The organism is Candidatus Photodesmus katoptron Akat1 (assembly GCF_000478685.1).
Lineage (GTDB): Bacteria > Pseudomonadota > Gammaproteobacteria > Enterobacterales > Vibrionaceae > Vibrio > Vibrio anomalopis.
This window is the reverse complement of record NZ_AMSD01000002.1, coordinates 22,518-34,572: the sequence shown is the minus strand read 5'-3', so window position 1 is coordinate 34,572 and position 12,055 is coordinate 22,518. Positions and strand designations below refer to the sequence as shown.

Annotated in this window: 17 protein-coding genes and 1 pseudogene; all 18 read right to left on the bottom strand. The window is 34.6% G+C overall.

The features are described from left to right. Positions 1-2: 2 nt before the first annotated feature. The gene (rplE, locus tag O1U_RS02620) at positions 3-554 is read right to left on the bottom strand and encodes a 50S ribosomal protein L5 (RefSeq protein WP_016503857.1); all 552 of its coding nucleotides are present in this window, start codon (positions 552-554) and stop codon (positions 3-5) included. A 19-nt stretch (positions 555-573) separates the two neighbouring features. Beyond that, positions 574-891: a 50S ribosomal protein L24 gene (rplX, locus tag O1U_RS02615; protein ID WP_016503856.1), complete on the bottom strand. Its 318-nt coding sequence runs from the start codon at positions 889-891 to the stop codon at positions 574-576. Between the two features lie 12 nt (positions 892-903). Continuing rightward, entirely contained in the window at positions 904-1,278 is a 375-nt protein-coding gene (rplN, locus tag O1U_RS02610; RefSeq protein WP_016503855.1) for a 50S ribosomal protein L14, read from the bottom strand. 172 nt (positions 1,279-1,450) lie between these two features. Next, positions 1,451-1,720 carry a 30S ribosomal protein S17 gene (gene rpsQ / locus O1U_RS02605; protein WP_016503854.1) on the bottom strand — a complete coding sequence of 90 codons (270 nt, stop codon included), beginning with the start codon at positions 1,718-1,720 and terminating at the stop codon, positions 1,451-1,453. Between the two features lies 1 nt (position 1,721). Next, positions 1,722-1,912: pseudogene (rpmC, locus tag O1U_RS02600) on the bottom strand (50S ribosomal protein L29). Continuing rightward, a complete protein-coding gene (gene rplP, locus O1U_RS02595) occupies positions 1,909-2,322 on the bottom strand; it encodes a 50S ribosomal protein L16 (protein ID WP_016503852.1) in 414 nt (137 codons plus the stop codon). The pseudogene rpmC and the gene rplP overlap by 4 nt, the downstream one beginning before the upstream one ends. A gap of 11 nt (positions 2,323-2,333) precedes the next feature. Beyond that, positions 2,334-3,032 (bottom strand): 30S ribosomal protein S3, encoded by a 699-nt coding sequence (rpsC, locus tag O1U_RS02590; RefSeq protein WP_016503851.1) that lies wholly within the window; start codon positions 3,030-3,032, stop codon positions 2,334-2,336. Positions 3,033-3,043: 11 nt separating this feature from the next. Further along, positions 3,044-3,385, bottom strand: a complete 342-nt coding sequence (rplV, locus tag O1U_RS02585; RefSeq protein WP_016503850.1) for a 50S ribosomal protein L22 — start codon at positions 3,383-3,385, stop codon at positions 3,044-3,046. 15 nt (positions 3,386-3,400) lie between these two features. Then, complete coding sequence (rpsS, locus tag O1U_RS02580) at positions 3,401-3,679, bottom strand: 30S ribosomal protein S19 (protein ID WP_016503849.1); 279 nt, start codon at positions 3,677-3,679, stop codon at positions 3,401-3,403. A gap of 18 nt (positions 3,680-3,697) precedes the next feature. Continuing rightward, on the bottom strand, positions 3,698-4,522 hold the full coding sequence (gene rplB / locus O1U_RS02575) for a 50S ribosomal protein L2 (RefSeq protein WP_016503848.1): 825 nt from the start codon (positions 4,520-4,522) through the stop codon (positions 3,698-3,700). A 19-nt stretch (positions 4,523-4,541) separates the two neighbouring features. Further along, positions 4,542-4,835, bottom strand: coding sequence for a 50S ribosomal protein L23 (gene rplW / locus O1U_RS02570; RefSeq protein WP_016503847.1), 294 nt, complete (start codon positions 4,833-4,835; stop codon positions 4,542-4,544). Beyond that, a complete protein-coding gene (gene rplD, locus O1U_RS02565) occupies positions 4,832-5,434 on the bottom strand; it encodes a 50S ribosomal protein L4 (RefSeq protein ID WP_016503846.1) in 603 nt (200 codons plus the stop codon). The genes rplW and rplD overlap by 4 nt, the downstream gene beginning before the upstream one ends. Before the next feature lie 17 nt (positions 5,435-5,451). Next, positions 5,452-6,093, bottom strand: coding sequence for a 50S ribosomal protein L3 (gene rplC, locus O1U_RS02560; RefSeq protein ID WP_016503845.1), 642 nt, complete (start codon positions 6,091-6,093; stop codon positions 5,452-5,454). Between the two features lie 18 nt (positions 6,094-6,111). Then, positions 6,112-6,423 carry a 30S ribosomal protein S10 gene (gene rpsJ, locus O1U_RS02555; RefSeq protein ID WP_001181007.1) on the bottom strand — a complete coding sequence of 104 codons (312 nt, stop codon included), beginning with the start codon at positions 6,421-6,423 and terminating at the stop codon, positions 6,112-6,114. 453 nt (positions 6,424-6,876) lie between these two features. Then, positions 6,877-7,620, bottom strand: coding sequence for a 23S rRNA (guanosine(2251)-2'-O)-methyltransferase RlmB (gene rlmB / locus O1U_RS02550; protein ID WP_241761345.1), 744 nt, complete (start codon positions 7,618-7,620; stop codon positions 6,877-6,879). Between the two features lie 69 nt (positions 7,621-7,689). Further along, positions 7,690-9,885, bottom strand: coding sequence for a ribonuclease R (rnr, locus tag O1U_RS02545; RefSeq protein WP_016503843.1), 2,196 nt, complete (start codon positions 9,883-9,885; stop codon positions 7,690-7,692). Positions 9,886-10,006: 121 nt separating this feature from the next. Beyond that, a complete protein-coding gene (locus tag O1U_RS02540; RefSeq protein ID WP_016503842.1) occupies positions 10,007-10,630 on the bottom strand; it encodes a tetratricopeptide repeat protein in 624 nt (207 codons plus the stop codon). 67 nt (positions 10,631-10,697) lie between these two features. After that, a complete protein-coding gene (locus tag O1U_RS02535; protein ID WP_016503841.1) occupies positions 10,698-11,996 on the bottom strand; it encodes an adenylosuccinate synthase in 1,299 nt (432 codons plus the stop codon). Between the last annotated feature and the right edge of the window lie 59 nt (positions 11,997-12,055).

The window sequence follows — 12,055 nt, the reverse complement described above, 5'->3', positions numbered from 1 at the left end:
CCTTAGCTTAAATTGCGCTTACGTAATGGAAAATTTAAAGCAGCTAGCAAAGCATAACACTCATCATCAGTTTTAGCAGATGTAGTTATAGAAATATCAAGCCCCCGAACACGATCAACCGTATCGTAATCAATTTCAGGGAAAATAATCTGCTCACGTATACCTATGCTATAGTTTCCCTTTCCATCAAAAGATTTAGAACTAACACCCCGAAAGTCACGAACACGAGGAAGGGCAATTGAAATCAAACGTTCGAAAAACTCCCACATACGACTACCTCGTAATGTTACCTTACAACCAATTGGGTAACCCTCACGAATCTTAAAACTAGCAACGGATCTATGCGCCTTGGTCATAATCGGTTTCTGACCAGAAATTTTGGCCATATCATGCACAGCATTTTCTAGTAGCTTTTTATCATTACTTGCCTCCCCAACACCCATATTTAGAGTGATTTTTTCAATTCTAGGGACCTGCATAACGCTAGCATAATCAAACTTTTTAGTGAGTCTATTAACTACAGATGATTTGTAGTAATCATGAAGTTTCTCCACATTCCAACTCCAAATTTTATTAATTAGGAAGAATTTCGCCATTTGATTTAAAGAAACGAACTTTCTTATTATTTTCAAAACGAAAACCGACACGATCCGCTTTACCTGTAGCTATATTAAAAATTGCTACATTAGAAATATCAATAACTGCTTCTTGTCTAACAATGCCACCTTTCTGACCTCGATCTAATATAGGTTTTTTGTGTTTTTTCATAAAGTTAACACCTTCAACTATGATTTTACCATTCGTAAAAACTTTAGTTACCTTCCCCTTCTTTCCTTTATCTTTTCCAGTAAGAACGATGATTTCATCATTACGACGAATTTTATTTGCCATTTATAAGTACTCCTACAAAACCTCTGGAGCTAGAGAAATAACCTTCATAAATCTCATATCAGCGCGAAGTTCACGCGTAACTGAACCAAAAATACGTGTGCCGATTGGTTGCTCTGTATTATTATTTAACAATACACAAGCGTTGCGATCAAAACGAATAATGGAACCATCATAGCGACGAACACCCTTCCGTGTTCTAACTACTAACGCTTTAAGAACATCACCCTTTTTTACTTTACTACGAGGGATTGCTTCTTTAACTGTAACCTTAATAACATCCCCGATATGCGCATAACGACGACGAGAACCACCCAATACTTTAATGCACATTACTCTACGAGCTCCAGAGTTATCTGCAGCATCGAGTGTACTTTGCATCTGGATCATGTCCATACTCCACTAATGTAATATTTTAAATATACCCACTTTTTCTGCAAGTAACAATTCGTTCCTAAATTCAGATAATAGGAAAATAGCTAGGCTATATCATCATTTTTAATGAATTGGTAATGCAACTAATCCAAGCTGACTGGATCACGCTAAGTGGCCACAAAAAAAACTATAAATAAACTACGCTATACTTTTTGGTTTTAAAAACTTTAATTAATGTCCAAGACTTCATTTTAGATAGCGGACGACATTCTGCTATCTCAACTTGGTCATTAAAATTGCATTCATTATTTTCATCATGTGCTTGCACTTTTGTGGTACGTTTAACAAATTTACCATAAATTGGATGCTTTACCATTCGCTCAATGGCAACAACGATAGATTTATCCATCTTATTGCTAATAACATAACCCTTCTCAATACGTTTTTGTTCGTTCATTTTAGCTGCCTGCCTTTTCAGTTAAAACGGTTTTAACACGCGCGATATCACGACGAATACTTTTTAAAGTATCAGTTTTTTTAACTGATTAGTCGCTGCTTGTATACGTAAATTTAACTGAGAACGCAACATACCAAAAAGTTCAGACTTTAGTTCTTCAATACTTTTTTTACGAAGTTCACTTGCTTTCATGATATGACCTGTTTACTTATAAACATAGTTTTAAATGGCAATTTTCGAGCAGCAAGTCGAAAAGCCTCACGAGCTAATTCTTCAGAAATACCAGACATTTCATACATTACTTTACCAGGTTGAATTTGCGCTACCCAATACTCAACATTACCTTTACCCTTACCTTGACGAACCTCAAGAGGTTTTTCTGTAATTGGTTTATCCGGAAATACACGTATCCAAATTTTGCCTTGACGTTTAATATGACGCGTCATTGTTTGACGAGCAGCTTCAATCTGACGAGCAGTCAATCGGCCACGTCCTACTGCTTTTAAAGCAAAGTTTCCAAAATTTATACTAGTACCCTTTGCTAAACCACGATTTCGGCCAGTTTGGACCTTACGAAACTTAGTGCGCTTGGGTTGTAACATTTTTTAACTCCTTATTTACGACCTTTACGCTGCTTTTTATTAGATTTATCAGTTTTTTTATCTAACATGGTAATTGGCATGCCACCTAAAATCTCACCTTTAAAAATCCAAACCTTAACTCCAATAACACCATATTGAGTTTTACTAGAAGAAAGTGAATAATCTAAATTAGCACGCAAAGTATGTAAAGGAACCCTACCTTCACGATACCATTCAGAACGCGCAATTTCAGTACCACCTAATCGACCGCTCACCTCTACTTTAATACCTTTAGCACCTAATCGCATAGCATTTTGTACTGCACGTTTCATAGCACGACGAAACATAACTCGACGCTCTAATTGAGATGCAATACTATCAGCTACAAGCTGAGAATCAAGTTCAGGTTTACGTACTTCAGCAATATTAATTTGAGCTGGAACACCAGTAATTTTAGCTACAGCTGTTCTTAGCTTTTCAACATCTTCCCCTTTTTTTCCAATAACAATACCTGGACGAGCAGTATGAATGGTTACGCGAATACTTTTAGCTGGGCGCTCAATAACTATACGTGAGAGAGAAGCTTTTTCTAGTTCTTTAGATAAAAACTTGCGCACCTTAAAATCACTATCTAAGTTACCAGCAAAATCTTTAGTATTAGCAAACCATGTAGCATTCCAATTCTTAACAATACCAAGACGGATACCATTTGGATGTACTTTTTGACCCATTATTTCCTCTCCTAGTTACTTTGTCGATCAGCTACAATAATGGTGATATGGCTTGACCGCTTAAAGATGCGATCCGAACGACCCTTTGCTCTAGGCATAATGCGCTTTATAATAGGACCTTCATCTATAAAAATTTTAGCAACATTCAAATCATCAATATTTGCATTTTCATTATGCTCTGCATTAGCAATTGCTGATTCAAGCACTTTCCTGATTAATCCTGCGGCTTTTTTATTGCTAAAGGTTAAAAGTTCTAAAGCTTGAGCTACAGCTTGTCCTCGTATTTGGTTAGCTACTAAACGAGCCTTTTGAGGAGAAATATGAGCAAAGTTATGTTTAGCTAGTGCTTCCATTGCTATTTCCTTCCTTTAACGCTTTTTAGCTTTCTTATCTGCAGAGTGACCGCGATAAGTCCGAGTTGGTGAGAATTCGCCCAATTTATGGCCCACCATTTCCTCAGTTATAAAAACTGGAACATGTTGACGACCATTATGCACAGCAATAGTCAAACCAATCATTTTTGGAATAACCATAGAACGACGAGACCAAGTTTTAATAGGTCTTTTCCCTGAACTTTCTACCGCTTTCTCTACCTTTTTCAACAAATGTAAATCAATAAAAGGCCCTTTCTTAAGAGAACGTGGCATGCTGATTCCTCTTCACTATTATTTATTACGACGACGCACAATATACCGGTCAGTGCGTTTGTTTTTTCGGGTCTTGAAGCCCTTTGTTGGTACACCCCAAGGTGAAACTGGATGACGACCTCCAGATGTTCTCCCCTCACCTCCTCCATGTGGATGGTCAACTGGATTCATCACTACACCACGCACAGTAGGACGAACACCACGCCAGCGCTTAGCACCTGCTTTACCTAAAGCTCGCAGCATATATTCAGCATTACCAACTTCGCCAATTGTTGCACGTCCATCAGAAAGTACTTTCCGAATTTCTCCAGAGCGCAATCTAATAGTAACATATAAACCATCACGAGCAATAATCTGGGCATAAGCACCAGCAGAACGAGCAAGCTGAGCTCCTTTTTTAGGCTTCAACTCAATACAATGAACAACGGTACCAACTGGAATATTGCTCATTGGTAAAGCATTACCTACTTTTATTGGAACATTGAATCCTGATTGAATTTCATCACCTTTCTTGATACCTTTAGGTAAAATAACATAACGACGCTCACCATCTTTGTATAATACTAGAGCAATATTAGCACTGCGATTAGGATCATATTCTATACGCTCAATTTTTGCCGGAACATTATCTTTATTACGTTTGAAATCAATTAAACGGTAGCGACGTTTATGTCCACCACCAATATGACGCACTGTAATACGACCTTTATTATTACGACCGCCAGTCTTAGAATTTTTTGCTAATAAAGGTTTATATGGGTTACCTCTATGTAACTCCGAATTAACAACTTTGACAACGTGACGACGACCAGGGGAAGTCGGCTTACACTTAATAATAGCCATTCTAAACTACTCCAGTTATTTATTTCGCAGCACTGCTAGTAAAATCAATATCCTGACCTTTCTCTAAGAGAACATAAGCCTTCTTAACATCAATACGACGACCTTGACGTTTTCGCTTACCTTTTATTATAAGAGTATTTACACACCTAACCTTTACTTTAAATAACTCTTCTACAGCTAACTTAATTTCTTTTTTAGTCGAATCTTTAGCAACCTTAAAAACAATAGTTCCAAACTTTTCTCCTGCAATAGTTGCTTTTTCAGAGATATGCGGAAATCGTATAACGTTTAAAATACGCTCTTCAGTAATCATGCTAACATTTCCTCAACTTTCTTGAGAGCCGAAACAGTTATCAAAACTTTATCAAAAGCTATTAAGCATACAGGATCAATACCAGACACATGAGATACACCAACCTCATAAAGGTTACGAGCAGACAAAAACAAATTTTTATCTATCTTATCAGTCACTATAAAAATATTACTTAAATTAAGTATTTTGAGTTTAGCAATCAATTCCCTCGTCTTTGGGAAAGGTATAGAAAAAGTATTAATAATTACTAATCGTTTTTGACGAACAAGCTCAGAAAAAATACTTCTCATTGCACCACGATACATCTTCTTATTGACTTTTTGACTATGGTCTTGCATTTTTGCTGCGAAAGTAACACCACCTGACCGCCAAAGTGGACTACGAATAGTACCAGAACGAGCGCGCCCTGTGCCTTTTTGACGCCAAGGTTTTGCTCCACCACCAGAAACTTCTGAACGTGTCTTTTGAGCACGAGTGCCCTGACGAGCACCGGCTTTAAATGCAACAACAATCTGATGTACCAAAGCCTCATTGAAATCACATCCAAAAATCGCTTCAGAAACAGTTAATGTATCACCACCTTTAACTATCAATTCCATTACTATACTACCCCTCTCTAGACGTCATAGTTTTGTTTAATAGCTGGTTTTACAATAACATCAGCACCTATTGAACCTGGTACTGCTCCCTTAATAAGAAGCAAATTACGTTTAATATCAATACGTACGATATCTAAATTTTGCGTCGTTACACGAATACATCCAGTATGACCTGCCATTTTTTTACCTTTAAAGACACGACCTGGAGTTTGACACTGTCCAATAGAGCCAGGTGCACGATGAGATAAAGAATTACCATGACTCATATCTTGAGTGCGAAAATTCCAACGTTTGACAACACCTTGAAAACCTTTCCCCTTAGATTTTCCAGTAATATCTACTTTCTTATACTTTCTAAGTAATTTCAAATTTAGTTCATCGCCTAATTTAAATAACTTTTGATCTTTTAAACGAAATTCCCAAAGAGCGCGACCAGCTTCTATACCTGATTTTGCAAAATGACCAGCTCTTGGTTTAGAAATACGACTACGTTTCTTATCACCAGTCGTTACCTGAATTGCAATATAGCCATCTTTTTTAAAAGTTTTAATTTGAGAAATACGGTTCGTTTCAACTTCTATAACAGTTACTGGTGTAGAAACACCTTCTTCCGTGAATATACGGGTCATACCTACTTTACGTCCAATCAGACCAATCATTCCTTTTATCCCTCTACTTTAACCTAGGCTGATTTGTACATCAACGCCAGCAGCAAGATCTAAACGCATTAAAGCATCAACAGTTTTATCTGTTGGTTCAACAATATCAATTAGACGCTTATGAGTACGAATTTCATATTGATCCCGAGCATCTTTATTAACATGCGGAGAAATAAGAACAGTAAAACGCTCTTTGCGAGTAGGAAGAGGAATAGGACCGCGAACCTGTGCACCAGTACGCTTTGCTGTTTCAACGATTTCTGCAGTGGAAGCATCAATTAATTTATAATCAAAAGCTTTTAGGCGTATACGAATACGTTGGTTCTGCATGATACAGAGCTCCAATAATTAAATGTACAATAAAGCAGCGGCGTAATAATTAAGTATTTATTAAAAATAAAAAACACCGATTGCGATTGATTCGATAGAATAACTGCAACATCCGAGCATAAAAAATATATAGGAATACGTTGCCAATTAATCTTCCTTGAATTGACCCTAAATAAAACTCTATCTAACAAATAAGCTATTTAAAAGACAATAAACACAGCTGGCCACAAACGCTAGCTGAGGCCAAACTAAATAAAATACTAGAACCAGGGAAGTCAGTTCTCTTTTTAATCAGACTACCTGATAAACTCACATCTGGATTAAACTAGTGTGCTGAATTATACAGATCACAATTTCACATGCAAGTGCTTGCTTTAAAAATAAACAAAATTATTTTTAAAGCAGCTAAAAACACTTATCAAGTCACATTATCTCAGCAGTTATAAAATTAGACTATACTAAACGTTGACGAAGAGCTTCAAATAAACAAATTCCTGAAGCAACTGAAACATTAAGACTTGTAATATTACCTACTGTTGGAATCTTAACAAGATCATTACAAGTTACACGAATTAGATGACGAATACCCTTTTCCTCTCCACCCACAACAATCGCTACAGAACCTGTCAATTTAGTATGATAAATATCACGTTTAGCGTTACTATCAGTACCAACAAAAAAAAACCCTTGATTTTGAAGCAATCGAATAGTACGAGCTAAATTAACGACTCTAACTAATCCTACTGTTTCAGCAGCACCACATGCAACTTTTTTTACAGTTGCCGTTATTGGTGATGTTCTATCTTTTGGAACAATAACTAATGGAACACCTGCAGCATCTGCATTGCGCAAACATGCACCTAAATTATGAGGATCTGTTATACCATCCAGTACTAAAATAAGGGGGTGTTTATGCTTCGATAAAATAAAAAACAAATCATTTTCATGAAATTCTTTAGTTTTTTTTATTCTAGCAACTATACCTTGATGTTTTGTATTACCTACTTTTGCATCCAAAGATCTACGGTTCATCTTTTGAATAGAAATAGAATATATTTTTATTTCATCTAAAAGATTAGAAATACGAATACTATAATTACCTTTCAAGATAAAAACCTCTAGCAATCGATCAGGCACTTTTTTTAAAACTGCTTTTATTGAATGAATTCCATAAATTAATTCGTTTTTATTACTCAATCTAATCACCATCTTTCACACTTGTCTACTTGATAGTAATAGGTTTGATTTCTTACTAATACCTATCATTTACTTTCCCTTAACCAATTTTAAAGTAATCTTGCTGTGCTCTGAATCAATTGATAAAATCTTCACCTTCACTATATCACCTAAGCGGTAATTTATACCAAAATTCTTACCTATCAAGCTTTGATTAAGCAAATTAAACTTGTAACAATCATTAGTTAAGCAAGAGATATGTACTAAACCATCAATATACAATTCATCTAATCGAACAAAAAACCCAAAATGCGTTATATGAATAATTATCCCATTAAATTCTTCTCCAATATAATCTTTTATATACTCAGATTTAAACCAATCAGAAACCATTCTGTTAACATTATCAGCACGTCGCTCTGTCATGGAACATTGTGCGCTATAAAAGTTTATATCGCTAGATGAATAACGATAGTAACTATTGGTAAGGGTATTATTTTCTTGAGAAAGAATATATTTAATCAAACGGTGCAATACTAAATCAGAATAACGTCGAATGGGAGATGTAACATGCACATACACTTTTAATCCTAATCCAAAATGACCTGTATTGTTTGAGCTATATACTGCCTGTTTCATAGAACGCAATAAAACACTTTGGATTAGCTCTTTATTTTTATGATTGGCTATTTTACTGATTAAGTTAGCATAATCCTTAGAAGATGGCTTTAAACCTCCTGTTAAATTCAAACCTAATCTATCTAAAAAAATACGTAATTCCTTTAAATTAATATTATCTGGAGAGTCATGAATACGAAACAGAACAGGTATTTTAGATTTCTCAAGTAACAAAGCTGAAGCAATATTAGCTAAGATCATACATTCTTCAACTATTTTATGCGCATCATTCCGAATGATAGGTTCAATACGATCAATTTTATATCTACAAGAGAAAATAATTTTTGTTGCAAAAACATCAAATTCAATCGAACCACGATGATTTCGTGCATTTTTTAGAACTTTATACATTTTATGTAGTTCTTCTAAATGTCGAATAAATGGATTATAAAGAATACGCAATACTTTATCACCATTTAAAATCGCACTTACTTCATTATAAGTGAAACGTTTATGAGAAGATATTATTGCTTCATAATGCTTGTAATCTAATAACTTACCCATATCTGAAATAGATATTTCACAGATTAGACATAAGCGATCTACTTTAGGTTTTAGTGAACATAAGCCATTAGAAAGCACTTCAGGTAACATTGGTATAACCCGAGAAGGTAAATAAACTGAATTACCGCGATTTATTGCTTCCTTATCTATATAACTATTAGGATGTACATAGTAACTTACATCAGCAACAGCAACCCATAAACGCCAACCTCCATTCTTTCGAGCTTTACAAAAAACCGCATCATCAAAATCATGAGCATCTTCATCATCAATAGTAATAAAAGGTAAATCTCGAAGATCTAGTCTGCCTTTTTTCGATTTTTCTGAAATTTTTCCAGAAAAGTTTAAAAAATTAGAGATTTCTTTTTCTACATTATCAGGCCAAATATTAGGAATTTTGTGAGTAAGGAGTGCAACTTTTATAGCAATACCAGGTAACATACTTTCGCCAAGAACTTCTATAATTTTCCCAATTATTCCCTTAGCGCAGTGTTCATTTCTGTTAATAATTTCAACCACTACTATATTACCTACTTGAGCATTACTACTATCATCGTCTGGAATTAAAATATCACGATTAATGCGAGAGTCATTAGCTAAAACATATTTAGTATTATTTTTAAAGAATAATCGACCAACTATTTGATCTTTACATTGTTTTAATAATTGAAGTACCCGACCTTCTTTTCGAGCATTTTTATATGCACAAAAAGAACGTACTAATACATAATCACCATGAATAATAGTGCGCATTTGATGATGAGGTAAAAATACATCAATATGATTGCTTATTTGACCTTCTGGTCGAAACCAGCCATATCCATGTCTATGCCCGATTACAAACCCCTTCATTGTTTCACATTTGTATGGTAGAGCATAATGATAACGATTAATTAAAATTAACTGCCCATCGCGTTCCATTGCCCTTAATCTAAGTCTTAATGCTTTATAATGTTCTTTTCTAGATAAATTTAGTTCTTTAAATAAAGAATTATGATCAATAGGTGTCTGAAGCTTATCTAGATAAGCTAAAATAAATTCTCTACTGGGAATAGGATTTTTATACTTTTTAGATTCACGGAATAAAAATGGATCGTTATTCATTTTTTTCTACATATAATCAAACTTGATTTTAAATGAAATGAAGTGCACATTCTTTGACTGAGGATTTTAGCATGGTTATATTATATTAGAATTAGAGATTAGAGAGAGCAAACAACAAAACTTATTGAAAGCGTTCCTGATTTTTAACTCTTCTAATAATATTTGCTGGCATACGCATTTCTAAACTTTTGCATAGAGTTGAAATTTTCTTACGAACAGACTTATCTGCTACACTTGAATTATGAAGCCAATGATAAGCATCTTCATAATCTAAAGGACTTCCATACTCGCTCAATAATAATTCAGCAAAATAGATTTTGGCATTTAAATTTCCTATTGCTGAAGCTTTCCTCAAATAAAACATAGCACGTTCTTTATTGGGTTGAAAAAATAGACCACGTGCATAATAACGCCCTAACTGTTCAAGAGCTGCTGGTAACCCTTGAACAGCAGCACGTTTCATATAATGAATTCCAAGCTCAACATCTTGATTAACACACACACCCCAAGTTAGCATATCACCATATAAAAACTCATAAGATGGCAAACTAGCACGGCTAGCACGTGCTAAAATATCTTCTACTAATTGACAATTATCAGATTTTACCCTTTGTAAATGCTGATTTTTTTCTATTAATTCAATTAATTCAACCTCGGTATAAACAGGAATAGGTGTGCCTAACTTTGCATAAGCTGGTAATGATAACAGTATTAATCCTAATCGAATTATTATTTTTAGATTCATCACTTAAGTATTCTATAAAATATTCATAAAATAGCAACTCTGCAAGATAAAACTGAAAAACTAACGGCTAAAAATCAAATGGATGAACTTTTATAATTGTTTCTTCACGTTCAGGACCAGTAGAAATAATATTAACCTGCACACCAATTAGTTCTTCAATTCGTTTAATATAATTAAGTGATGCTTGAGGTAATACTTCTAATGTTCTAGAACCACTTGTATTGTCATCCCAGCCTGGCATTGTCTCATAAATAGGAACAACTTCCTCAAAATTTCTAAAAGACATTGGTAAAGTTTTTGCAATGAAACCATTTTTCATTTTATAAGCAGTACAAATTTTCACCTCTTTCAATCCATCTAACACATCTAATTTAGTTAAACAAAAACCTGAAATTGAATTGATCTGAACTGCACGACGTACTGCAACAGCATCAAACCAACCACAACGACGTTGACGACCTGTAGTGGCACCAAATTCATTACCTTTTAATCCTAAATAATTACCAATTTCACAATTTAATTCTGTAGGAAATGGACCAAAACCTACACGTGTACAGTAAACCTTCGCAATACCTAAAATGTAATTAAGATGACGAAAACCAAAACCAGAACCACTAACAACACCACCAACAGTTGTATTGGAGGAGGTCACATAAGGATAAGTACCATGGTCAATATCTAATAATGTACCTTGCGCACCTTCAAACAATATTTTATCTTGACGCTGACGAGCTTTATCCAGTTGATCTGTAATATCTATGACCATTGAGGTTAGCGATTCCGAATAAAACATTGCTTTTTCCAATACTTGGTTATAGAGTAATGGTTCAACTTTATAAAAGTATTTTAACTGGAAATTATAAAATTCAAGTACTTTTTTTAATTTCTTTGAAAATTCTTTTTCATTGAATAAATCCCCAATTCGTAAAGCACGACGAGCAACTTTATCTTCGTATGCTGGACCAATACCACGACCTGTTGTACCAATTGCTTTTTCTCCACGCTTTTCTTCCCTTGCTCGATCAATGGCAACATGGTAAGGGAGAACTAATGGACAAGCTTCAGAAATAAAAAGGCGCTGACTGATAATAATCCCACTTTTCTCAAGAAAGTGTATTTCTCTGAATAAAGCATCAGGTGACAGAACAACACCATTACCAAGCATACAGGTTGCATTGCTATTAAGAATACCTGATGGAATCAAATGAAGTACAATTTTTTTCCCATTAATAAAAAGAGTATGACCTGCATTATGACCACCTTGATAACGAACCACATACTTCACATTTCTGGACAAAAGATCAACAATTTTACCTTTGCCTTCATCACCCCACTGAGTACCTAATACCACTACATTATTACCCATCTTTAATAAAAACCGGCTTTAGTTATTGATTAAGAAAAAACTTTATCATTAAACATTTT

Excerpts from the sequence above, each read along its gene's own strand:
- rplX (WP_016503856.1), bottom strand. The coding sequence starts at position 891 with ATGGCAAATAAAATTCGTCGTAATGATGAAATCATCGTTCTTACTGGA.
- rplN (WP_016503855.1), bottom strand. The coding sequence starts at position 1,278 with ATGATCCAGATGCAAAGTACACTCGATGCTGCAGATAACTCTGGAGCT.
- rpsQ (WP_016503854.1), bottom strand. The coding sequence starts at position 1,720 with ATGAACGAACAAAAACGTATTGAGAAGGGTTATGTTATTAGCAATAAG.
- rplP (WP_016503852.1), bottom strand. The coding sequence starts at position 2,322 with ATGTTACAACCCAAGCGCACTAAGTTTCGTAAGGTCCAAACTGGCCGA.
- rpsC (WP_016503851.1), bottom strand. The coding sequence starts at position 3,032 with ATGGGTCAAAAAGTACATCCAAATGGTATCCGTCTTGGTATTGTTAAG.
- rplV (WP_016503850.1), bottom strand. The coding sequence starts at position 3,385 with ATGGAAGCACTAGCTAAACATAACTTTGCTCATATTTCTCCTCAAAAG.
- rpsS (WP_016503849.1), bottom strand. The coding sequence starts at position 3,679 with ATGCCACGTTCTCTTAAGAAAGGGCCTTTTATTGATTTACATTTGTTG.
- rplB (WP_016503848.1), bottom strand. The coding sequence starts at position 4,522 with ATGGCTATTATTAAGTGTAAGCCGACTTCCCCTGGTCGTCGTCACGTT.
- rplW (WP_016503847.1), bottom strand. The coding sequence starts at position 4,835 with ATGATTACTGAAGAGCGTATTTTAAACGTTATACGATTTCCGCATATC.
- rplD (WP_016503846.1), bottom strand. The coding sequence starts at position 5,434 with ATGGAATTGATAGTTAAAGGTGGTGATACATTAACTGTTTCTGAAGCG.
- rplC (WP_016503845.1), bottom strand. The coding sequence starts at position 6,093 with ATGATTGGTCTGATTGGACGTAAAGTAGGTATGACCCGTATATTCACG.
- rpsJ (WP_001181007.1), bottom strand. The coding sequence starts at position 6,423 with ATGCAGAACCAACGTATTCGTATACGCCTAAAAGCTTTTGATTATAAA.
- rnr (WP_016503843.1), bottom strand. The coding sequence starts at position 9,885 with ATGAATAACGATCCATTTTTATTCCGTGAATCTAAAAAGTATAAAAAT.
- O1U_RS02540 (WP_016503842.1), bottom strand. The coding sequence starts at position 10,630 with ATGAATCTAAAAATAATAATTCGATTAGGATTAATACTGTTATCATTA.
- O1U_RS02535 (WP_016503841.1), bottom strand. The coding sequence starts at position 11,996 with ATGGGTAATAATGTAGTGGTATTAGGTACTCAGTGGGGTGATGAAGGC.